This window comes from Pararhizobium sp. IMCC21322, assembly GCF_030758295.1.
Classification (GTDB): domain Bacteria; phylum Pseudomonadota; class Alphaproteobacteria; order Rhizobiales.
Window position 1 is genome coordinate 4,033,275 of record NZ_CP132335.1, and the last position, 21,647, is coordinate 4,054,921.

At 54.4% G+C, this 21,647-nt stretch carries 20 protein-coding genes; 8 read left to right on the top strand and 12 right to left on the bottom strand.

What is annotated here, in order from left to right; translation table 11 throughout:
- Window positions 1-89: 89 nt before the first annotated feature.
- From RAL91_RS19095 to RAL91_RS19110, 4 genes are all read right to left on the bottom strand, one after another.
- Window positions 90-1,607, bottom strand: coding sequence for a tripartite tricarboxylate transporter permease (locus tag RAL91_RS19095; protein ID WP_306257841.1), 1,518 nt, complete (start codon window positions 1,605-1,607; stop codon window positions 90-92).
- Window positions 1,608-1,615: 8 nt separating this feature from the next.
- Window positions 1,616-2,110 (bottom strand): tripartite tricarboxylate transporter TctB family protein, encoded by a 495-nt coding sequence (locus RAL91_RS19100; protein WP_306257842.1) that lies wholly within the window; start codon window positions 2,108-2,110, stop codon window positions 1,616-1,618.
- Between the two features lie 15 nt (window positions 2,111-2,125).
- Window positions 2,126-3,118 carry a tripartite tricarboxylate transporter substrate binding protein gene (locus RAL91_RS19105; protein ID WP_306257843.1) on the bottom strand — a complete coding sequence of 331 codons (993 nt, stop codon included), beginning with the start codon at window positions 3,116-3,118 and terminating at the stop codon, window positions 2,126-2,128.
- A gap of 62 nt (window positions 3,119-3,180) precedes the next feature.
- A complete protein-coding gene (locus RAL91_RS19110) occupies window positions 3,181-4,758 on the bottom strand; it encodes a sulfatase (protein WP_306257844.1) in 1,578 nt (525 codons plus the stop codon).
- A 102-nt stretch (window positions 4,759-4,860) separates the two neighbouring features.
- Between RAL91_RS19110 and RAL91_RS19115 the strand changes: the two genes are divergently transcribed.
- The 3 genes from RAL91_RS19115 to RAL91_RS19125 all read left to right on the top strand — a co-directional run bounded on the left by RAL91_RS19115 (window position 4,861) and on the right by RAL91_RS19125 (window position 7,914).
- Window positions 4,861-5,766 (top strand): LysR family transcriptional regulator, encoded by a 906-nt coding sequence (locus RAL91_RS19115; protein WP_306257845.1) that lies wholly within the window; start codon window positions 4,861-4,863, stop codon window positions 5,764-5,766.
- A 158-nt stretch (window positions 5,767-5,924) separates the two neighbouring features.
- Window positions 5,925-6,800, top strand: a complete 876-nt coding sequence (locus tag RAL91_RS19120) for a phytanoyl-CoA dioxygenase family protein (RefSeq protein ID WP_306257846.1) — start codon at window positions 5,925-5,927, stop codon at window positions 6,798-6,800.
- A 109-nt stretch (window positions 6,801-6,909) separates the two neighbouring features.
- On the top strand, window positions 6,910-7,914 hold the full coding sequence (locus tag RAL91_RS19125) for a LacI family DNA-binding transcriptional regulator (RefSeq protein ID WP_306257848.1): 1,005 nt from the start codon (window positions 6,910-6,912) through the stop codon (window positions 7,912-7,914).
- Between the two features lie 26 nt (window positions 7,915-7,940).
- Here the strand turns inward: RAL91_RS19125 and RAL91_RS19130 are convergent, their stop codons facing one another.
- The 8 genes from RAL91_RS19130 to RAL91_RS19165 form a co-directional block, all read right to left on the bottom strand.
- Window positions 7,941-8,834 (bottom strand): dihydrodipicolinate synthase family protein, encoded by an 894-nt coding sequence (locus RAL91_RS19130; protein WP_306257849.1) that lies wholly within the window; start codon window positions 8,832-8,834, stop codon window positions 7,941-7,943.
- The gene (locus RAL91_RS19135; protein WP_306257850.1) at window positions 8,831-9,163 is read right to left on the bottom strand and encodes an L-rhamnose mutarotase; all 333 of its coding nucleotides are present in this window, start codon (window positions 9,161-9,163) and stop codon (window positions 8,831-8,833) included. Before RAL91_RS19135 ends, RAL91_RS19130 begins: the two co-directional genes overlap by 4 nt.
- The gene (locus RAL91_RS19140) at window positions 9,160-10,323 is read right to left on the bottom strand and encodes an enolase C-terminal domain-like protein (RefSeq protein WP_306257851.1); all 1,164 of its coding nucleotides are present in this window, start codon (window positions 10,321-10,323) and stop codon (window positions 9,160-9,162) included. The genes RAL91_RS19135 and RAL91_RS19140 overlap by 4 nt, the downstream gene beginning before the upstream one ends.
- 13 nt (window positions 10,324-10,336) lie before the next feature.
- A complete protein-coding gene (locus tag RAL91_RS19145) occupies window positions 10,337-11,389 on the bottom strand; it encodes an ABC transporter ATP-binding protein (protein ID WP_306257852.1) in 1,053 nt (350 codons plus the stop codon).
- 6 nt (window positions 11,390-11,395) lie between these two features.
- The gene (locus RAL91_RS19150) at window positions 11,396-12,568 is read right to left on the bottom strand and encodes an enolase C-terminal domain-like protein (protein WP_306257853.1); all 1,173 of its coding nucleotides are present in this window, start codon (window positions 12,566-12,568) and stop codon (window positions 11,396-11,398) included.
- A complete protein-coding gene (locus RAL91_RS19155) occupies window positions 12,565-13,422 on the bottom strand; it encodes a carbohydrate ABC transporter permease (protein WP_306257854.1) in 858 nt (285 codons plus the stop codon). Before RAL91_RS19155 ends, RAL91_RS19150 begins: the two co-directional genes overlap by 4 nt.
- Window positions 13,419-14,306: a carbohydrate ABC transporter permease gene (locus RAL91_RS19160; RefSeq protein WP_306257855.1), complete on the bottom strand. Its 888-nt coding sequence runs from the start codon at window positions 14,304-14,306 to the stop codon at window positions 13,419-13,421. The genes RAL91_RS19155 and RAL91_RS19160 overlap by 4 nt, the downstream gene beginning before the upstream one ends.
- 80 nt (window positions 14,307-14,386) lie before the next feature.
- Entirely contained in the window at window positions 14,387-15,706 is a 1,320-nt protein-coding gene (locus RAL91_RS19165; protein WP_306257856.1) for a sugar ABC transporter substrate-binding protein, read from the bottom strand.
- 195 nt (window positions 15,707-15,901) lie between these two features.
- Here RAL91_RS19165 and RAL91_RS19170 point away from each other — a divergent pair, with 195 nt between their 5' ends.
- The 5 genes from RAL91_RS19170 to RAL91_RS19190 all read left to right on the top strand — a co-directional run bounded on the left by RAL91_RS19170 (window position 15,902) and on the right by RAL91_RS19190 (window position 21,540).
- On the top strand, window positions 15,902-16,918 hold the full coding sequence (locus tag RAL91_RS19170; protein ID WP_306257857.1) for a LacI family DNA-binding transcriptional regulator: 1,017 nt from the start codon (window positions 15,902-15,904) through the stop codon (window positions 16,916-16,918).
- A complete protein-coding gene (locus tag RAL91_RS19175) occupies window positions 16,915-17,976 on the top strand; it encodes a Gfo/Idh/MocA family protein (protein WP_306257858.1) in 1,062 nt (353 codons plus the stop codon). Before RAL91_RS19170 ends, RAL91_RS19175 begins: the two co-directional genes overlap by 4 nt.
- A gap of 79 nt (window positions 17,977-18,055) precedes the next feature.
- Window positions 18,056-19,486, top strand: a complete 1,431-nt coding sequence (locus tag RAL91_RS19180; protein ID WP_306257859.1) for a sulfatase-like hydrolase/transferase — start codon at window positions 18,056-18,058, stop codon at window positions 19,484-19,486.
- Window positions 19,483-20,406, top strand: coding sequence for an amidohydrolase (locus RAL91_RS19185; RefSeq protein WP_306257860.1), 924 nt, complete (start codon window positions 19,483-19,485; stop codon window positions 20,404-20,406). The genes RAL91_RS19180 and RAL91_RS19185 overlap by 4 nt, the downstream gene beginning before the upstream one ends.
- A gap of 150 nt (window positions 20,407-20,556) precedes the next feature.
- Window positions 20,557-21,540 carry an asparaginase gene (locus RAL91_RS19190; RefSeq protein WP_306257861.1) on the top strand — a complete coding sequence of 328 codons (984 nt, stop codon included), beginning with the start codon at window positions 20,557-20,559 and terminating at the stop codon, window positions 21,538-21,540.
- Window positions 21,541-21,647 lie beyond the last annotated feature (107 nt).

Here is a 21,647-nt window from a genome sequence, read left to right on the forward strand (position 1 = left end):
AGTGTCACCTACACGGAAGAGCAGTCTGCAAGCAGACCGGCGCTGGGTGAGTTGATAAAGCGCCTCGCCAATCACGGCATTCACATCAACTATGATTGACCCGTCACTTCCGGCACGTCATCAGATTTGCGTCCCTGACGGATCGCAAACCAGATTGCACCAGCAATCAGCAGCAGATTGATGCCCAACAGTAACGCTGAAACCGGTCGATCCAGGAATATCCAGTATCCATCCTGAGAAATCAGCAGCGAGCGCCGCAGATTATTTTCTAATAATGGCCCCAGAATGATGCCAATCACCACAGGCGCTAACGGGTAAGACGCCGCCCTCAGCAAAATACCGACAAGCCCAAAACCAAGCATCACAAACAGGTCAAACACCGACGCCTGCAGCGCATAGGTTCCAATGGAACACAGCAGCAAAACCGTCGGGATCAGATAGACTTTTGGCACCCGCAAAACATAGACAAATAGTGGCGTTGCCAGAATGCCGGCAATCAACAGGAAAACATTGGAAGCCAGGTAAACCAGAAAAATACCGCCAACAATTTCAGGCTGTTGTTCAAACAAGGTTGGCCCGGGGAAATACCCCAAAATCAACAATGCTCCAATCAACACTGCGGATGACGCGTCACCGGGAATCCCCAACGCAAGAGATGGCACCAATGTGCCCCCCACGGTTGCATTGTTGGAACTTTCAGTCGCGACAACGCCGCCTTCGGCCCCTTCCCCATATTTCTCCTCCGGCTTTGCCATAGCCTTTGCCACCGCATAGGCCGTGAATGAGCTGATCACGCCACCTGCCCCCGGAAGCGCACCAAAAAAAGCACCGATGACAGATGAGCGCAGCAGGTTTTTCCAATGGCGCAGCGTTGTCAAAACGGACCGGAAACCAGGACGAGCCACCGTAATTTTGGGCTTTGCCAGCAGATCACCGCTCATGCACTGATAAGCCATCTCAGAAATGGCAAACAAACCAACCACAACTGCAACAATGTGAAACCCGTTCAGCATGTGGTGAGTACCGAAGGTAAAGCGATATCCGGTTGAAAATTCATCGGTGCCGATGGTCGCCAGCAACAAACCAAAGCCGCCGGATATCAATCCTTTTATGAGCGAGCCATCGGAAATAACGGCAATGGCGATAAGCCCTGTAATGGCCAAGGCGGTATATTCAGGCGGTGCAAAATTGCTGGCGACCCGCGCCAGTGCCGGCGCTGCAAAAATAAGCACAAGGCCGCCAAAAAGCCCGCCCAGCGCCGAGGAGGAGATTGCAATACCAATCGCATCCGACGCCCGTCCCTTTTGCGCCATCGGGTAGCCGTCAAACAGCGTGGCAGCCGCCAATGGAGTACCCGGAATACGCAACAAAATAGCGGAAATCGAGCCCCCACAGGAACCGCCAACAAAAATGGCGATAAGAAATCCCATGGCCGCAACAGGTGGCAGACCAATGGCAACAGGCAACAGCAGAATAATGCCCATCAAAGGGCCAAGGCCCGGCAAAGCGCCAACCAGAAGCCCAAACAGAACACCCAGCAAGGTCAAGCCCAGCGCCAGCGGCGTCATGAACAGACCAAAACCCGAGATGAGAGAGTCAACCAACATGGTCTAGATCACCATGGAATGTTGAGGCCATAAATGCCACCGGGCAACACGACCTTCAAATGGGCCTCAAAAAAGTAGGCCAATGTGAAGGAGATGAGAACTGCGATTACAAATATGCGCAAGGATGGGCGTGCGCCACAGACCAAAAGCAATGCAACAATCATGGGCGTTGTGGTCAAATGATAGCCCAGAACACCTAAAAGCCCCAGATAAAGCGCAAAAACCCCCAGCAGCGCCAGGGGCCGATAAGCCTGTTCAATTGGCAGCCTATCGGCATCTGTGTCAGCTGAACGTCCCTTGAACCCACTCACAGCAGCTTGAAGGATCAACAACAAGCCAATGAGAATGGCAATTGCACGCGGATACGCCGCTGCGTTGTCATAGGGACCGCCGGTTGCGATCCCCTGCTCTGTCATCGATGTATGAATCTGCTGGAAAACCACCGCAATGATGATGGCAAAGAACACGATCACCAGCCAGTTCAACTGCTTTTTGCCCAACATTGCGGTTGTTATCCTTTAACGCAGTTTCTTCAGTTCTTCTTCTTCCCAGGCCAGTGCATTGCTCATTGCACCAAGTTGCCCGGCAACAGGACCGACGATTTCTTCATATTTGGTATGGTCCCAATCCAGCGGCACAAAGCCTACGCGTGAAATCTGTTCTTTCACATCATCCCGGTTCATGGCCCGTTTCATGGCCGCCCTCAGAACATCTGCAACTTCATCTGGTGTGTCCTTGTGCACAAGCCACCATGTCCAGCCCATCGGTGCAAGCCCGGACAGGCCCAGATCAATTTTCAGGTCCGTAATGCTTGGGGCGCCATCATAAGAAGCCTTGGCACCTGGCAATTCAGACAGAACCAGCAGAATTTCAAAGCCTTCCTTGTCCTGCAGATACGCACCCACATTGACGAATGAGAAATCCAGAACGCCGGCTTTCAGATCTTTGCGTGCATCGCCATCGGTTTTGTAAGGGATGTTCTGCGCAACAACACCATAGGACTGCAATACTTTGGCAATCACCATATGCGGCAGATTATTGCGTGATCCTGATGAGTAACGCAGCTTGCCGGGATTGGCTTTGCCATAGGCCATCAACCCTTCGAAATCCGTCCACCGGGTCTCTCCTTTTCGCGCACCAATGGAAAATGCATTGGAAACTGCAGAATGCAGGGGTTTGAAATCCTCATATGTCCAATCAGCATTGCCGAGAACCGGCTGCAAAACCAATGGCGCAACGTAACCGTCAAAAATCGTGTAGCCATCTGCCGGGCGGTTCATGGCTGTAATGAAAGCCTTTGTACCTGCTGCACCCGGCGTGGAAATCACCGGCACTGATACACCCAGTTCCTCACCCATTGCCTTGGCAATCACCTGGCTTACAGACAGCGCGGTCCCTGCAGACCACGGAAAAATATTCTCCACCGTCCGCTCCGGAAATTCAGCATGGACCGGGCTGACCCCCAAAGTCATGGCCGCAAGTGCACCTGCGACGAATAGTTTTTTCAACATAAAATCCTCCCTTTAAAGTTGGCCGTTAAAACTACGACCGGTTCATCAACTAAGTCTGCACGTCACAGCGGTACGGCCATACGTGCTTCTTCCAATCCGTAGTGAGCGAATATTTCTTCCGGCGCATTGTGCAGCTTTAGATGATCAACAATGCACTGGTTGAGCCGCGCCACGGTGGCCGGATCGTCAATTGCGCTTTCCTGTTTCGGATCAGAAGCCAGATCAAACAGGCACGATCCCGCACCCCAATTGGCAACACAGCTCGCACCGGTTTCGCCAACATCAAGGTCTAGAGTATATCGCATCACTGGTGCGCCCTTGGTAAAATCAAAGGGCGGCACAAGCTCCACTGACTTCAATTCCTGCACAGAGAACAGTCGCTCCAGATGCGCTGGCATAACGGTGTAGGCCTGCAACGGTGCCTCTTGCGCCTCATCCGGGAACCGATAATAGCTGTAACGCCCATCAGTCACGCAGATTGGCCCTGCAAACATCCCAAGAATAGCTGATTCACGACCGCTAGCCTTGTCATCCAGAAGTGGCCTTAGGGAATGTGCGGTTACTTCTTTCGGGATCTCGACATCATGGAAATCCAAAATCGTCGGCATCAGATCAGTGGTTTGCGTCAGCGCATCGCAGCGACTGCCTTGCTCGCTGCCGGAATCCGGGTGCCAGATCATCAGCGGAATGTGAGAAATCTCTTCATAATAAGGCATCTTGTTCTTGGCCCACCACTCATGCTCTCCCAGCAGATAGCCATGATCTGTGGTCAGCACCAGGGCAGTATCAGACCAGGCATCTTCCCGGTCAAACCAGTCCAGAAGCTTCCCGAAATATTCATCGCACATAGCCACCAGCGCGGCATAGTTTGCGCGTATTTCAGCGACTTCTTCAGCAGAATCTGTCACTTTTTCGTAGAGCGGCCAGTCCAGAACCTTGCCTTTGTAGCCACTTTCATAGGCTTCGCGGAACCGCGCAGGCGCAGTGAATGGCTCATGTGGGTCAAAGCACTCCACCTGCAGAAACCAGTCATCAGAGGATTTGTTGTTGTCCAAAAATTCAAACGCACTTTTAAAGCATTTGGCGGTTGGATAATCCTCCTCCTCCTTCATGAACAGCGTGTTGATTGCATGCCGTGACCGGCGCCATCCGTCAGTGCCAGAGTTTCCCTTCGTCACACTGCCCGTCTTGGACAGGTCGGCCATTGGGTAATGACGGCCATCAAATTTTTCACGCAAACGCTCAACCGGCGGCTGGGACAATGCCTTGATCGTGTCATATTCCTGTCCACGAATGAAATCCCAACTGTCAAAAGCATTCACATAGCCGGTGCCGCCATTTTCAAAATAATGCAGATGGTCTGATACAATGTGGCTGTAAACACCGTTTTCGCTCAGCAGTTTGGCGAAGGAATTGTCAAAAGGCTCCAAAGGCCCCCATGGCCGGTGCATGAAATTAAGACGGCCCGTATGCATGTCACGACGCGCCGGCATACAGGGAAGCGAGCCGACATAATGCTTGTCAAACGTCTTGGAGCGTTTGGCAAAACGGTCGAAATTCGGCGTCGCAATCGCTTCGCCACCATAGGCACCAAGCGCTGCACGGTTAAGGGAATCAAACAGAACAAAAACTGTCCGCATACGCCACTCGTCCTCCCAAACGAAAATTCTTCTGGCAGAAGTTAAACAAATTTGCGAAATTCAAAAAATGAAAAGTTTTACCCTCATCCATAGAGAAATTGAATGGATCGCAATCTTCTGACATTTCTTACAATTGCTGAAACCCGAAACATCACGGCTGCGGCCGTGCAGTTGCACATCACCCAACCGACTCTCACCAAACGCCTTCAACAATTGGAAGCCCAACATAAATGCCGTTTGGTCGAAAGGCTCCCCCGCGGTGTGCAGCTCACCCCGTCAGGTCAACAGCTCTTGCCTTACGCACGTCGTATTCAGAACGAGTTTTTGCAGGCAACCGAAGCAGTTCGCTCATTTGAGTCTGGCCATCTGGATGAGTTGCGCATCGGGTCTGGCCCCCTCTTTCAGATGCGCTATCTTGCGTCCGCCTTGTGCAAGCTCATGTCCGAGTTTCCAAAAACCAGCATCACTTTGTCAACAGATCTGAACACCACAAATCTGCCAAAAATCCGCGAAGGCAATCTGGATTTGATGTTTGGAACAACTGAGCATCTGGGGGACGATGACCAGGTCACGTTCCTTCCTCTCACCACAGTTGAGCAGGGTATTTTGTTACGGGCACATCACCCGGCACTGAGCGAAACGCCGCTCCACCCACGCCACCTGGCCAACACAAAATGGATTTTCTATAGTGACGGGCTGGATAATGAAGAGATGATGCGGACCTATTTCGAGGCACAGGGATTGCCCGCTCCAAACATCATCATGCGCATCTCGACGTTCACCCTGGGGTTTCAACTGGTGGCCCAAAGCGACTATGCCATGATCCTGCCAGTCCAGCTGGAACCCATTCTCGACGCGGGCCGTGTCAGGCTGATAACCCCTGATCCGCCCATCAGTCGCAAGCTGGCCGGAGCCTATATGCGACGATCTTCCCGCCAATACCCTATCATCAACCGTCTTGTGGAAATCGTGGCAGACGCCACTCGGGAAGCTGGAGAACCCGCATAGGCTATTTGCAGATCGCATTCATAATCAAAGCTGCAATACCTTGACCAAACAACAGCGTAACGTTACGCTCTGTTAAAAACGTAACGTTACGCCGCATAGTATCAGACCCCCGGAAGTAGCAGTTGCGGTGTGTAGTCAAAAAGCGATGGAGGAAACACATGTATTCAAAACAAATCATTCGGTCCTTGAACACCAGGCCGGACCATATCTCGCAGGAGCAGAAAAACGCACTCGACGAAAATGGCTTCTACGCAGTGGAAAACGTTCTGACGCCCGAAGAATGCGCCACGATGGCGCAGGCGTTTGAAGATATTATCGCCAGCGAAAAGGACCAGGGCGGCCATGAGGTTCACATAGAACCGGGGGCAAGACGCATTTCCAATATCTTCAATAAATCAGATGCATTCGACAAATGTCTCGAAATCCCGGAAGTGCTCGCTGCGTCCAATTATCTGCTCGGTGAATTCAAGGTTCACGGCGCAAACCTGCGCGATCCCAACAAGGGTTTCGGTCATCAGGATTATCACACTGACGTCCACAAGAAATTTGCCGATGATTGGTGGGTGCTCAACGCTGTCGTCGCATTTGACGATATCACCCTGGAAAATGGTCCAACCCGGGTTGTCCCCGGCTCTCACAAATGGGTTCCAATCAACGTTCCTGTTGTAAATCAGGGGGATTGGGAACCGGATGACGTGCCAGCTGATCTGAAAAGCGACGTCCCGGAAGATCTCAGTGCCGCCCATCCTCAGGAAATCTTTGTCACTGCGAAAGCCGGTTCGGTGGTCCTTATGAATTCGTCCCTGTGGCACAGTGGAACGCTTAAACATTCCGATGCCCCGCGCCGCGTGCTGCACCTCACCTACACCCGCCGCGATCTTCCACAACAACTCACCCAGATAGATTACCTGACACCGGAACTATATGAGCGCATGTCACCGGAACATCGTTACCTTCTGGAAATCGAAGCTCAGGACAATAGCGGTCAGATTCTGCGGCAACCGAAACGTGAACAAGCCGGTTGGTGGAACTAGGATCGGACGAACTCTCTGCTTGCGCTGCTCTTTTGTGTAGCAAGCGGAGCCACTTGTCGTATATGCCAATTGAAACTCAACGAACTGCGAAACACAGGGTCCAGTCTCAATGGCAACCATGAAAGACGTCGCCCGCAGGGCCAAAGTCAGTGTCACCACTGTCTCTGCCACGCTCTCAGGGGTCACACCAGTAAGCCCCGAGTTGAAACAGCGTGTACTGACTGCAATTGAAGATCTTGGATATTACCGGAACTCAATTGCCAGCGGCTTGAAAAGTGGTCGCACGTCCCTGATCGGATTGATTGTGCCTGATATCACCAATCCCTTTTTCACTGAATTTGTTGAAGACGTTCAACGCCATGCCATTGAAAACGGCCAGACTTGCCTGTTGGGCATCAGCGATGCCGATACGAAGCGGGAGAAAAGCCTGCTGCGCCACATGCGATCCAATCAGGTCGCAGGCACAATTCTATGCCCCACCGGAGGCGCGCAGGACTACCAGACCTTGAGCGCTGATTGTGGCCCGATGAAACTTGTTGTCGCCAACAACGCCATACCTGGCATGGCATTTGATACAATCATGCTGGATAATTTTCAGGCAGCAATCATTGCCACACAGCATATTCTATCCTTTGGCCACCGGCATGTCGCAATCGTCAACGGCCCGATTGCGCAGGAGCCAGCAAAGCAACGTCAGAGAGGATTTCAACAAGCTATGGCAGGCGCTGGACTGACGATCCCCGCGAACTACATGGAGCACGGAGATTTTCGCGAACATACCGGTTATGTAGCGGGTCAAAAACTACTGGCCCTTGCCGACCGGCCGACCGCGATCTTTGTCGCAAACAACCAGATGCTGATCGGCGTCATGCGCGCAATAGCTGACAGCAACCTTGCTGTGCCGACGGATATTTCGGTTGTCAGCGTCGACGATTTTTCCTGGGCGACCGCATTCAGGCCAGCGCTTACAATTGTCCGTCAGCCCCTTGCGGCCATGGCGGCAACGGCTTTCTCAGTCTTGCAGGAGCGCATCGCTGGTAAGGGCGCAGAGCTACATCACGCAATCTTCCAGCCGGAACTGGTTATCCGCCAATCCTGCGCGTCCCCACCCTGAAATTGTGTTTCCAGCGCCCCCCTTCGTCAAGGAAGTGTAACTTGGTCCAATCGATCGAGCAGCCGGCTTAGCTCGCGCAGGGTCGTCTCATCCGGCATGCATGTCGGTGGGCGAACGATCGCAGTCTCAAACACACCTCGACGCTGCAAGATTGCCTTGTGGACGTGGTAAAACAGATCTCCGGACTGAAATCCAAGTCGACTAACCGGCAAAATACAGTTTTCAAGAAGTATCTCTGCATCATCCTCATTGCCTGCTTCCAGACAAGACCAAACAGCCATGAATTCCTTGGCCTGGCTGGCAAACGGCATGGTGCCACGCCCTCCCCGTCGATATTCTTCCACCAGTGTTCCACCACCAGCACCACCAAGCACAGACAGCCGCGTGCCCACAGCTGTGGCCATTCGCGCAGCCTGTGTGACCGTTGGTTGTGTTTCCACCTTGATCGTGTCGACCTGCGGCACCTGTTCTGCGATCGCAAGCGCGAGTGCGGGCGGGATCGGCGATTGCGGAACGTCCTGCAAAATAATTGGCAGGCTGGTTGCCGACGCAATTGTACCGATATGATTGGTGACCGCTTCAGCATCCATCGGGAAAAAGTCCGGTGGCCAGATCATGAGCCGGTCAGCACCAGCGTTCTCCGCATCCTTGGCCAGTTCTACAGCCAGCGCCGTTCCAGGTGCGGACGTGTTCATGATAACCGGCACACGCCCCGCCACCTTGTCGACAACGGCAGACAAAAGCTGGCGTTTTTCGTCTCGGTTCAGTTTGAGAATCTCACTGCCAATAGCAACGCCGATACCGTGAACACCGGCATCAAGCGTTTCTTCGATCTCACGCGCAAGGCTGTCAAAATCGATCTCATCCTCGGAGTCAAAAGGGGTTAGAAGTATAGGGACGATGCCCTGAAGGCCGCTCATCTATGTGTCCTTTCCCTGTCCAAAACGAAAACCTCACTCAACATGTCTCTAACCGGTCGGCCTTCATTGTCGCTTATCATCAACGGCTCCATCATGCGCCACCAACGCAGCATGGTTTGCGTTGGCTCAATGTCAACTCCGGGGAAAGGCGTTTTGCGTTGTTGAAAAGCAAAAACCTCCGGGCCATAGCGATAGATGGCAAAGGTTTCCACCCCGGCAGCGCGCATCTCGGCAATCAGCTCGGGCCACACCTGAGCGTGGGCCCTGTCATACGCAGCCTCGCTTCCGCCGCGTAACCTCATACGCCAGGCTTGCCGATAATCCGTCATGCCTGGAACCGGTTATCATCAATAAAGTCCCAGACAATATCATAGCCAAGGCCAGGCATGTCTGGAAGTACAATCTCGCCATTGGCATCCATGGGATCACAGTTCCGGCCCAAATAGGGATGTGGCGCATCATAATTGACACCGGGTGCCAGAAGACCCTTCTCATACCATTCACTGGTATCTTCCGATGTGGCCCCCATGACCTGAAGATTGCCCCAGCCAGCCATGTGAATCTCGCACCGTATGCCATAGGCTTCACAAACGATGGCTGTTTTCCGGCAGCCGGTGATGCCTCCCCTGCGAACATCCATACGGCTCATGTCCGAGGCCCCGCGCAAGATCCAGTCAGCGCGGGTGAAAACCCCTCCCGCAGCAATTTCAGGGGCCAGAATGGGTATCGACAATTCGCGACAAAGACGGACATAACTCTCGACCCGATATTCCGGCATCGGGTGTTCGAACCAATAAAAGTCGAGCTTTTCCAACTCGCGTCCGACTTTGATTGTCTCTTCAATGGTGTGGTAAGTGCCCCAAACGTCATACATAAGCACCATGTCCGGGCCCACGGCCTCTCGAACAAGATTCACCGTTTCGATGTCCGCGCGAATGTTCGACGGGCGCCCATTTGTCGGCTGTCCGGTATCCGGGTCCCAGAAATAATGCGGATGAATCTTATAGGCCTGATACCCCTCGGCCTGACAGGCCAAGGCATGTTCGGCATAGACTTGGGGCTTGCCGATGTTGGGATAGGTAGAGGCATAGGCCTTCACTTTGTCCCGCGCCCCACCCATGATTTTATAAACCGGTTGCCCGAAAACGCGCCCCGCCAGATCCCATAAAGCCAGATCAATGACGCTGGACGCGATCTCCGACAAATTAGCCACCCACATCCATTTCCAAACCGTTTCACGGTCAAACGGATCGGTCCCGATCAGCATATTGCGAATACGGCCCTCGATCAAAGCCTGTTCGTCACGCGTCATGCCATCCTGATCGCCATGCTTGCCACCACCGAAGAAGTAACCCGATACGCCCTCGTCTGTGTCAATGCAGGTAACGGTTTGAATGACTTCCGCATTTGGGATCAACTGGCCGTGGCCGATATCCCAACGGTCAGCATGGGTGCGAAAGCGGATAACGCGAACATCAGAAATTTTCATGGCTTGCCCTGCCCTACCAGATCGCAGCTTCGCTCTGCGTATCGAACAGGCGCAGCTTGCCCTCAGTCACGCGGATATGCACGGCATCGCCCGGCGACAGAGTTACACGGTCCCGCGTTGTCATCACAAGCGAAACGCCATCCATGCGCAGGGTCAGCTGTGTTTCCGCACCCGTGGGTTCAATCAGGCCGACTGTCGTTTCCGCCCCGCTGTCGGCCAGGACAATGTCTTCAGGCCTAATTCCTGCAGTGACAGCCGAACCGTCTGGCAGGCTATCAGGCGCAGGCCCCAAAGTGGCACCGCTTTGCGTAATGACAGTTCCATTCTGCACGGTCGCATCGATGAAGTTCATGGCGGGCGATCCGATGAACCCGGCGACAAAGACATTGACGGGCCTGTCATAAAGCTCGAGCGGCGACCCCATCTGTTCCACATGACCACCGCGCATCACGACAATTTTGTCAGCCATGGTCATGGCCTCAATCTGGTCGTGGGTAACATAGACGGTGGTCGTGCCAAGGCGCTGATGCAACTCCTTGATTTCCGACCGCATCTGCACTCTCAGCTTGGCATCAAGATTGGACAGCGGCTCATCAAACAGAAACACTTCAGGGTCCCGGACAATGGCCCGCCCCATGGCGACCCGCTGACGCTGACCGCCTGATAATTGCTTCGGGTAACGCTCCAACAGCGGCAGAAGGTCTAAAATCTCGGCGGCAGCACGGACCTTTCGATCGATCTCAGCCTTCGATTCCTTTGCCAGCCGCAATGAAAAACCCATATTCTTGGCAACCGTCATATGCGGGTAAAGCGCATAATTCTGAAACACCATCGCAATATCTCGGCGCTTGGGCGGCAGGTGATTGATAACCTGATTGTCCAGACTGATCTGACCGTCACTGATCGTCTCAAGCCCAGCAATAGCACGCAGGAGTGTTGATTTACCGCAGCCTGATGGACCGACCAGCACGGTAAACTCACCATCATCCACTTGAAGGTCGATGCCGTGCAAGACTTCCACAGCGCCATAGGATTTGCGTATATTATTGAGCGTGACGGATCCCATCTGTCGCTACCTGCCTTCCATATGTGCGCCTGCAATCACAGGCGCGAATTGATCTTCGACATCCGGTTGTGGCCGGTTGCCTGCAATATCGTTGGGAATTGTGACGCGGCCTTGGGAGAACACAGCCGGAGCCCCCATCAACCCATAAAGCTGGGATTCCGCACCCCGATCCACAAACTCCACCAGCGCATCCGCCTGTCGCGCTGCAGCCAGTGCCAAAGCCCAGGGCTGTTCGCAGGTATTGTGTAAAATCACTGGCACATTGGCAGCATCGGCCATGTCGAGAATGCGCAACGTCTCACTGATCCCGCCTGCCCAGGCGACATCGGGTTGCAGCACATCGACCAGCTTCTCTCGCAAAAGATCCGCGCAATCCCAGCGTGAAAACGCAAAATTGCCCAGAGCAAGCGAAACAGACGGGTCCATCTCGGACTTGATCCGCTTCATTCCCTCAATGTCGTAAGGCGGAATAGGATCTTCGATCCAGTGCAGGTTCAAATCATGCGCCGCATCCAGAAACCGCAATGTATAGTCAGCATCCCACGCCATGAAGGCATCAATCATGATCGGCACATCAGGGCCTGCCACATCTCGAAACTTGCGCATGTAATCGACATTGGCCTGCAAACCGGTCTGGCCGGTTTCGGGGCCAAATGGAGCTGCGGCCTTCAGGCCGCGCCAACCGGCTGCCCCATGAACTTCCGGCTGTGGCGTGGTGACATAGACCGGCAGCGTGCCCGAAAGCGTGCTTTGTGCCGTACCGCCCAACATCCCGACAAGCGATTGACCCTGCGTTTTCGCTGCCAGATCCCACAGCGCGATATCGACACCCGATACCGCCATCATCGAAAACCCCGACCTGTCGCAGGGCAGCAGAGAGAAGAACATCTGGTCCCAAAGCGATGCAATATCGCCAATCTGCTCACCCACCAAAAGACGCGACAGATGATCATTGACGATCATGGCCACGATCTCTCCGCCATTGGTGCAGGACCAGCCGGTCGTTCCGTCCTCGGTCACGACACGCACGAACACCTTCTTGGTCGGCCACATCCAACTGGAGCGCTTTTCGCCAAACCTTGGAAAACGCGACATCGGTGACGCAACGCGTGAGGTCTGCAGCACCTGTTTTTGAAAGCCACGATCTATGGCACGGGCTTCGATTGAGACAATTTTCATCCCTTCACCGCCCCAGCCAGAAGACCGCGTGTGAAATAGCGTTGGCCAAAGAAGAACACGACCATGATCGGCATTGCCACAAGCGTAGCGGCAGCACCCACCTTCTGGAATTCCAGCGTGAACAATTCAACGAAACTTGCCAGCCCGATTGTCACGGTCTTGTTTGCGCTTGATTCCAGCAGGATCGAGGCAAAAGCAAACTCAGACCACGCTCCGACAAAATGCCACATCGCCGCAGTAATCAGCGCGGGCGTTGCCAGCGGAAGCACCACCAAGAACATTGCCTGCAAGCGGCTGGCGCCATCCATCATGGCGGATTCCTCCAGCTCCACGGGAATTTCACGCAGGCTTGAGGCGATAATCCAGGTCGCAAAGGGCAGACCAAAAGCGGAGTAAAGCAAGATCAGACCAAGCAGGCTGTCCTGCAAGCCCAGGGTGTTCATCAGCCGATAGGTCGGCAGCAGCAAGGCCGCTCCCTGGAACATCCGGGACACCAGAAGACCACCCAGTATCAGGTCGCGTCCTGGAAACTTCAGCCGCGCAAAGGCATATCCGGCGAATGTTCCAAGAATGACGACGATAATGGTCGACGTCACTGCAACGGTGAAGCTGTTCGAAATCAGCGTCGGCCAATTCAGCAATTGGCTCGATTGAGATCCGCTGTCGAACAGGTCACGATAAGCTTGTAAGGTCGGCTCTTGGGGCCAGAACGCAATCGGCAACTGTGCCAGCTGGTCGGGCGTCTTGAATGACGCCAAAAACAGCCAGAAAATCGGAAACAGAACATATAAGGCGATAACGACACCGCACAGACTGATGAAAGCCCAGTAATACGGGCGCGAGGATTCGTTCATGATGCAGCTCCCGATGCCCAGGACCTGCGGTTGACGTAGAGATACAGCGCTACGATCACCATCAACATAACCAGGTTCACCACCGACATGGCTGACGCGACGCCCCAGCTGAAAAATTCAAAGCTTTGTTGATAGATATATGTGGACATGATCTGGCTTGCATTTGCCGGCCCGCCACCAGTCATGATCCAGGGCAGAGCGAATTCGGCAGTGATCCAGATCATTGAAATGACCGTCACAGCCGTCAGCGAAAACGCAATGTTCGGCATCACCACAAACCGGAAACGTTCAAAGGCGTTGGCGCCATCCATACGTGACGCCTCGATCTGTTCATTGGGAACCGCCCGGATTGCTGCACACAGGATCAGGGCCACCAGAGGCATCTTGCGCCAAATCAGCACCACCACCAATGTCCACATCACCAGATCCGGGTCACCAAGAAATGATATCTGCTGTTCGGTCAGCCCGACCGATTGCATAGTACTGCCGATCACACCAACCTGACCGTGCAGCATCCACTTCCACGCCATGGCAGTCACAACATCCGGCAACACCCAGGGCAACAGTATCAGCGCCCGAAGCCCGGTGGTCATCTTGCTGTCAATGGCCAGAAAGGCTCCCACTGCAAGTCCCGTCAGCACACATAAGACAGTGCCACCAAGTATCCAGATAGCCGTGTTCTTCAGCACCAACCCGAACATTGGATCAGCAGCCAGGGCACGAAAATTACCCAGCGTGCCGAACCCCCGCTCCTGCCCCATGACGACCTGCGTCAGGCTCAGTGTGGCAACATCCCAGGTTGGCCCAATGACAAACGCCAGAACGGCGGCAACCACCGGCAAGATCATGAAATAGGCGAGCCAGCGGTCACTTGAGCTGTTCATAAATGCCCCTCGGGATGGCGCGAAAAAGGGCTGCGCAGCGGTCAGCCGCGCAGCATGGTTAAGTTTTTACCAACCCGGCTTTAGCCGCGCAGCAAATCGATCTGCGCCTGAGCGGCAGTCGTGGCGTCATCCATGGCCTCTTGCGGGGTTTTCAGTCCCAGAACGGCCTCCTGGATCGCCGTGCCAAGCGCACTTTCGACAGCTGAAACGCCGATGAACCTTGGCATTGGTTCAGCCCCCTCAAACAGCGTACCTTCATTGAAGGACTCCACCCAATTCGGCCACGCGTCCGCCAGCCCCTGCTCACTCCAGGCGACCTTGCCTGCCGGTATGCGAGCGATTTCAGGGTTACCACCCCAGATTTTGAGCTGCTCATTCTGTGACCAGAAATCAATGTACTCGACCGCGGCTTCCGGATTTTTGGCGCGTGCCGAGACCATCAGAATGGCCGTCGGATCCATAATCGCTGCAACCGGCGGGAAAGCACCACTTGGCGTGTCCGGACGCGGGAACGGTGCACCTGTCCAATTCAGACCCTCAGGCGTGCCCCACGGTGTGTTCAGCCACGAAAGACCGATCCACATCGCCGAGCGGCCCTGTGCAAAAAGTTGGGCCGTATCGCGGAAAAATGTCTCCGTCAGCGATGTTGCCTGAGGTGTAGACCCATCTGCGATAAGATCGACATAAAGCTGCAGCGCATCGACCATGCCGGCATCGTTTAGCGTCACCTTGCCTGATTCTTCATCAAACACGCGGCCACCATTGGCATAGGCAATGCCCTGGAAAATATTGATGTCGACGGGCGCCGTTGTCGCCGGAAAGGCGATACCGGGACGGTCAGGTTTGGTCATGGCTTTGGCGTATTCACGCACTTCCGACCATGTCCGTGGCGGACGATCAAACCCGGCCTCTTTCATCATATCTACGTTGATTGCAAGGAAGCTGGCCATATCAACATAGGTCGGAAGACCATAAAGCTTGCCTTCATGCATGCCAGAAGCCAGAACCTCTGGCACGATCCGATCTTTCCATCCGGCCATACGATCGCCTGCAATATCGTCAAGCGGCTGAATCATGCCGAAACCGGCGAATTCTGGAATGTCCTGCCCGAATGCGATAACCACATCGGCCATTCGGTTGGTCTGGAACCCGGCGAGCAGTTTTTGTCGCCGTATCTGACCATTGAAATAGGAATAGTTCAGGTTGATATCGGGCTGCTCGCCTGTGAACGCTTCATTACGTTTGGCCCATTCCTCCACCTCGGCGGTGGTTCCACCAAACTTCCACACCGAAAGGTCTCCAGATGCAGCCTGTGCGGATGTCATAGGCAATAGAGCCGCAGCCCCCACGGCCGCCGATGTGCTGGCCAGAAATTTCCGTCTGCTAAGCTTGTAAGTCATTTTCACTCCTCCAATGGCACTTTCTAAAAACCACGCCCGATTGCTCGTTCGCAAGATGACACTCGTATATCATTCCCTATTGCGCGACGTTACGATCAATGATACTCGTATGTCAATGAAAAACCGTTACCCCTCTTGCCATCATTGTGCCAAACCCCAGCGAGGTCGTTTCAAAACCTCGGAAGGGTACATGACATGAGAACTGGCAAGTCCAAGGTCACCCTGAAAGACGTTTCCAAAGCCGCCGGGCTGTCGCTCATCACGGTGTCACGGGCGCTGCGTCAGCCGGACACCGTCCATCCGGATACCCGAGAAAAAATCCGCAAGACCATCGAGGACATCGGTTATGTGCCCAACCTGGTCGCGCGCGCATTGGTGTCGCAAAAGTCCGATATGGTCGGTGTGGTCGTGCCGGTCCTCTACAGTTCCCTTTTTGCCGATTTTACGCAGGGCGCAGCAGGTGTGATGCGGGCCAACGGGCTTCAGATGCTTCTCGGCGTCTCCGACCGCGCCACCAGCAATGAAGAAGAGGCTGTGCGGACTTTCATCGCCCGCCAGGCTGATGCGATCATTGTAACCGGGTTCACCCACACCGATGCGTGCCGAAAGATGCTGACCAATTTTAACGGCCCTGTTGTCGAAACCTGGAACCTGCGCGATGAAGCCATCGACATTGTCGTGGGATATGACAACTTCCGCGCTGCCGCTGAAATGACCCGCTATCTGATCGGCAAAGGCTATCGTGAGATCGTCATGGTGGGCGGCGCATTTGAAAACAACGATCAGGCAACCGACCGCCACGCCGGTTTCGTGGCCGCGATGCACGAAGCCGGGCGTGAGGTAAGGCCCGACAGTATCGTCGCCGTTCCCAACCCCACCACCATTGAAAGCGGGGCGGAGTTGATCATGTCGCTGCTGGATCGTCCCGTGAAACCTGACGCGGTTTTCATTCAGGCGGAACTGCCTGCACAAGGCGCTATGCTCGCTTGCCTCTCCCATGGCATCCGCATTCCCGAAGATGTCGCGATAGCAAGTTTTGGAGATCTTATCCTGTCCGCTTTGCTTCCGGTGCCACTGACCACAATCAAGGTACGCTCCTCCGAGATCGGCAAGCGCACAGCAGAAATGGTTCTCAAACGCCTTAAGGGCGAACACATCGAAGAAACCGTCCAGGATGTCGGATACGATCTCGTAATCAGGAAAAGTGCATGACTTTGAAAGCTGCTGTTGTTGGTGCCGGCCATTTTGCCTATCGAATGCATATACCCGTCCTTGCTGGTCGAGATGAAGTGACACTCGACAGTGTCTGCCGGCTTGGATCAAAGGAGCTTGCACTCATACGCGATGAGTTCGGCTTCGCCTTTGCCACCGAAAGCTGGCAGGATATTCTGTCCCGTGACATCGACATTGCGGTCATTTCATCACCCCACCATCTGCATTATGAGCAGGCCAAGGCCTTTCTGGAAAAGGGCTGTCACGTGCTGGTCGAAAAGCCGATGACGCTGGATCCGGCGCAGGCCTGGGATCTCGTTGCCACAGCCGAACGCGCCGGGCGTCAGTTGCTGGTCGCCTATGGCTGGAACTACAAGCCGGGGCTTGAGAGGATGCGCGACATGGTTTCCCGGATCGGGAACATTGAGCATGTGGTGTGTCACATGGCGTCGTTCACCCGCGCAATATTTACCGGCGGCGCGCTGGGACAATGGTCACATGTAGCGATCCAGCCCGAGCGGTCCACATGGGAAGCCCCCGACAGCGGCGGCGGATTTGCCCACGGCCAGTTAAGCCATGCCCTTGGCCTTCTTTACTGGCTGACAGACCTGCGCGCAGCCTCGGTGCGCTCCATCCTTGGAAACGCCCCTTCGGGAATAGACTTGCATGATGCAGCCACCGTGCGGTTCGAAGGCGGCGCGACGGGTGTTTTGTCAGGAAGCTGCGGCATACCAACAGGACACGGCTTCGAGGTTGATATCCGTATTTTCGGGTCGGAAGGCTCTGTCCTGCTGGATATCGAAACACAGCGACTGGTGCTAAAATTGCCCAACAGCAAAACCGAGACTGCAGATCCAGCGCCGGGCGCCTGGAAATATAGCTGCGAAGGGCCTGCAAGCATGCTTGTCGACATCGCACTTGGACGCGGCATGAATCATAGCCCGGGCCATGTCGGCGCAAGGGCCGTGGAAACGCTCCATGCGCTGGTTGCTTCAGGGCGAGAAAACGGCACGGAACACCAAATTACAAGCACCCATCAAAAGGCAGAAATCGCATGACAGCTTTTTCCGTTCAGATCGCAATCGTGACATCCCGCGCCCAAGGTATCGGAAAGCAAGGCATCGGAAGGGCCGTCAGTTGACACCCCTGCCCGACGAGCAGCCCGACATCATCCTGGTAATGTCGGATGAGCATTCCCCGCGCTTTTCGTCTGTCTACGGTCACCCGATCGTACGCACGCCGAATATGGAGCGGCTTGCAGAAGATGGCATGACCTTCGACGCTGCTTACTGCGCATCGCCGATCTGCGTTCCCTCCCGCATGGCATTCATGACAGGGCGCTATCCGACCCGCACGGAAACATGGGACAACGGCACGCCCCTTCGCAGCGATATTCCAACCTTTGCACATGTGATGCAGCTGGCAGGTTATGAAACTGTTCTGATCGGCAAGATGCATTTCATTGGCACTGATCAGTTGCACGGTTTCTCCAAGCGGCTGGTCGATGACAGCAGGGTCTGTGGAACATGGATCGAAACAAACGACTGGAACGAACCCGATTTGCCCCGCCCCAAAGCACGGCAAAGGCTCCTGAACGCTGGCGCGGGCCGCACTGCGCATATTGAACAGGACGAGGAGGTGTTGAGCGCCGCTCTGAATTATCTCAACACGCTTCCGCCACGCTCACAGCGGAGCCCCATTTTTCTCTGTGTTTCGTTCAATGCGCCACATTTCCCACTTCGTGCGCCAAAGCACTTCGACAGCTATTGGCCAGACAATGTGGATCTTCCGGATATCACCCAGGCCGAACTCGATAATCAGCACCCGTTTCACAAACGTCTTCGCGGATATTTCGATCTGAACAATGTTGATGCTGACAGCACAGCTCGGGCGCGCGCTTCGTTTTATGCACTCGTGACATGGTTCGACGAGTTGCTTGGTCAGCTAATCGACACCATCGACACAGCACCAGGGCTGTCCCAATCTCCTCCTCTTCTGGCCTACGTATCAGACCATGGAGATATGGCCGGAGAGCATGGGCTTTGGTGGAAATGCAATTTCTTCGAAGACTCGGTTCGTGTGCCCATGATCGTGCGATGGCCGGGACAGATCGAACCGGGGCAACGCGCGGCAACACCGGTGTCACTGATGGATTTGAGTGTGACAATCGCCCACCTCGCTGGCCCATCAAAAGAGGCGGATATCTTCTTTGATCAGGCTGATGGCTGCGACATGCGCCCATGGTTTGATGGCGGGCAAGACCCGGATCGAGCAATCATGTCAGAGTATTGTGGCCATGCCGCCGCGCTGCCAATACGAATGATCCGGCAGAGTCATTGGAAATACGTCTACTATCATGGCGAGCCAGACGAGCTTTATAATCTGGCCAGTGATCCCGGCGAGAAAAGCAATTTGGCCGAAGAGGGCAAATTCGCAGAAACAGTCAGGAGACTGAAAAAGCAGGTGCTTGATGGCTGGGACGCAGATGCCATTGACCGACGGGTGCGGATTCACCAGAAGGAACGCGCCTTGATCTCATCAGTCGAAGGTCGCGGTGTGTTCGAGTGACCGTCGATCTCTCTCAGGTTGAGATTGTTGATGCCCATCATCATCTCTGGGAATTGGGCCGTTTCCCATATCTCTGGCTTGCGCCGAACGCACCACCGGCCCGTTTCGGCGATCATACCTCGATCAAGCGGAATTACCTCCCAGCGGAATATCGAGCGGATTTTGCCGGATTTAACCTGCGGGGCAGCGTTCACGTGCAAGCGAATTGCGGGGCCAATGATCCGGTTGCTGAGACAAAATGGCTGCAATCGCTTTCCCAAAGAACCGGCACGCCGAACGCGATCGTCGCCGAAGTTGATCTTTGCAGAACTGATGCGCCTCAACTGATTGCACGCCATGCAGCATCTCCCCTGTTGCGCGGCGTGCGCGCCATGGTCGCATGGGATGCTGACGGACGCTGGCGCTTTGCAGATCGCCCCGGAATTCTGCTGGACCCAGCGTTTCGGCGTGGCACGCAGGCGCTTATCGAATGCAATCTGAGCCTCGACCTCGTGGTTGTACCCAGCCAACTAACCGAAGTTGCAGACTTGGCCTCAGCAATGCCGGATCTGCGTATTGTGATTAATCATCTGGGGCAGCCAGAATCCGGCGCAGACGAGTCCGGCCAAGCAGGCAATGAAGACATTTGGTACCGGGGTATTGAAAAACTGAAGCCTCACGAAAATGTCTTCATCAAAGCGTCTGGCCTCTGGATAATAGACAAAAGCTGGCGACCGGATCGGCTGCGCCCTTTCGTGACCCACGTCCTAGCTACTTTTGGCGCTCACCGGGTCATGTACGGCTCCAACCTGCCCGTTGAAAAGGTCAACACCCCTGCTGCAGTTCAAATCAGGATATTGGCCGAGATTCTTGCTGATTTCCCAATCGATGATCTGCAAAAAATCTTGTCAGACACGGCAAAAGAATTCTATCGGATTTAGGTGGTCACACCATCAGGGCCATGGCAGCTAGGGCAACGACTTCAAAACCTTCAGACCAAACCAGCATGAATATTTTAGATGGTTTGGCTGGTCTCCATCCACGCTATAGCTCATGACTATTATTCCAAGCGCTAACAAATGAGATGATCCATGAGCAAACGCGTTGTTTTTATTGCCACGGGCGGAACGCTCTCATGCATCGGCAAGGATTCGCACGACCTGTTGGACTACACGGAAACCGATAGAAAACTCGACGCACGGCAGATCGTTGAAAAAATTGGTTCCGTCGATCCAGATATTGAAGTCGACGCGCACGATTTTCGATCAGTGGACAGCACCGAAATCTCGCCCGGTGATTGGTTTGACTTGGCAATGCTTTGTAACGAATTCGCCGCGTCACCAAAGAATTATGATGGCATTGTTATCGGGCATGGAACCGGCAGTTTGGAAGAAACGGCCTTCGCACTCTCACTGGTTCTCGATCTCAAAATCCCGGTCATTGTCACAGGAGCCATGCGCCCATCCAATGGCATGTCGTCGGATGGGGATCGCAATGTCGCATCGTCCATTCGTGCATCTGCATCCAACACAACGCGTGGACTAGGTGTTGTCGCTCTTTTGAACGATGAAATTCATACAGCAAAAACCGTCACAAAAACTCACAGCCTGTCAGTCAACGCGTTTCAAAGCCCCGGCCAGGGTCCCATTGGTCACATGGTCGGAAACGACGTAAAGCTGCACACCGAAATCCCGGTCAGCAGAACAATATTCAACATCGATTGCCTGAAAAACTGGCCACGCATTGATATCACCTACAGCTACGCTGGTGCCGATGGAGCCGCCATCAAGGCCTATGTCGAAGCTGGAGCTGCCGGCATTATCGCTGCTGGCTTTGCACCCGGAATGGCAACGCCCGCTGAAATTCAAGCCCTCAAACAGGCAGTTTTGCAGGGAGTGACAGTCATCATGGCCCATCGCGCTGCCGCTGGACCCGCCACCAATTCCGCAGCACATCGCCGAAATGGTTTCATTCCCGGAGGACTATTTTCGCCTCTAAAAGCTCGAATTCTTCTTGGCCTCAGCCTGGCAAATGGAGATCAACCGGAAACCATTCGGCAGACCTTCAGTGTCTGATTGTACCATAGCAGTTATCGTCGATGGCTTTCAGGCTGCGAAGCAGAGCATATGGGAGGGCTAGAATTGATGACGGCTCTGGTGTTCAGGTCAACATTCTCCGAATG

Excerpts from the sequence above, each read along its gene's own strand:
- RAL91_RS19110 (WP_306257844.1), bottom strand. The coding sequence starts at position 4,758 with ATGCGGACAGTTTTTGTTCTGTTTGATTCCCTTAACCGTGCAGCGCTT.
- RAL91_RS19155 (WP_306257854.1), bottom strand. The coding sequence starts at position 13,422 with ATGAACGAATCCTCGCGCCCGTATTACTGGGCTTTCATCAGTCTGTGC.
- RAL91_RS19135 (WP_306257850.1), bottom strand. The coding sequence starts at position 9,163 with ATGACGGATTATCGGCAAGCCTGGCGTATGAGGTTACGCGGCGGAAGC.
- RAL91_RS19095 (WP_306257841.1), bottom strand. The coding sequence starts at position 1,607 with ATGTTGGTTGACTCTCTCATCTCGGGTTTTGGTCTGTTCATGACGCCG.
- RAL91_RS19130 (WP_306257849.1), bottom strand. The coding sequence starts at position 8,834 with ATGAGCGGCCTTCAGGGCATCGTCCCTATACTTCTAACCCCTTTTGAC.
- RAL91_RS19100 (WP_306257842.1), bottom strand. The coding sequence starts at position 2,110 with ATGTTGGGCAAAAAGCAGTTGAACTGGCTGGTGATCGTGTTCTTTGCC.
- RAL91_RS19150 (WP_306257853.1), bottom strand. The coding sequence starts at position 12,568 with ATGAAAATTGTCTCAATCGAAGCCCGTGCCATAGATCGTGGCTTTCAA.
- RAL91_RS19145 (WP_306257852.1), bottom strand. The coding sequence starts at position 11,389 with ATGGGATCCGTCACGCTCAATAATATACGCAAATCCTATGGCGCTGTG.
- RAL91_RS19115 (WP_306257845.1), top strand. The coding sequence starts at position 4,861 with ATGGATCGCAATCTTCTGACATTTCTTACAATTGCTGAAACCCGAAAC.
- RAL91_RS19170 (WP_306257857.1), top strand. The coding sequence starts at position 15,902 with ATGAGAACTGGCAAGTCCAAGGTCACCCTGAAAGACGTTTCCAAAGCC.
- RAL91_RS19105 (WP_306257843.1), bottom strand. The coding sequence starts at position 3,118 with ATGTTGAAAAAACTATTCGTCGCAGGTGCACTTGCGGCCATGACTTTG.
- RAL91_RS19125 (WP_306257848.1), top strand. The coding sequence starts at position 6,910 with ATGGCAACCATGAAAGACGTCGCCCGCAGGGCCAAAGTCAGTGTCACC.
- RAL91_RS19165 (WP_306257856.1), bottom strand. The coding sequence starts at position 15,706 with ATGACTTACAAGCTTAGCAGACGGAAATTTCTGGCCAGCACATCGGCG.
- RAL91_RS19175 (WP_306257858.1), top strand. The coding sequence starts at position 16,915 with ATGACTTTGAAAGCTGCTGTTGTTGGTGCCGGCCATTTTGCCTATCGA.
- RAL91_RS19120 (WP_306257846.1), top strand. The coding sequence starts at position 5,925 with ATGTATTCAAAACAAATCATTCGGTCCTTGAACACCAGGCCGGACCAT.
- RAL91_RS19140 (WP_306257851.1), bottom strand. The coding sequence starts at position 10,323 with ATGAAAATTTCTGATGTTCGCGTTATCCGCTTTCGCACCCATGCTGAC.
- RAL91_RS19160 (WP_306257855.1), bottom strand. The coding sequence starts at position 14,306 with ATGAACAGCTCAAGTGACCGCTGGCTCGCCTATTTCATGATCTTGCCG.
- RAL91_RS19190 (WP_306257861.1), top strand. The coding sequence starts at position 20,557 with ATGAGCAAACGCGTTGTTTTTATTGCCACGGGCGGAACGCTCTCATGC.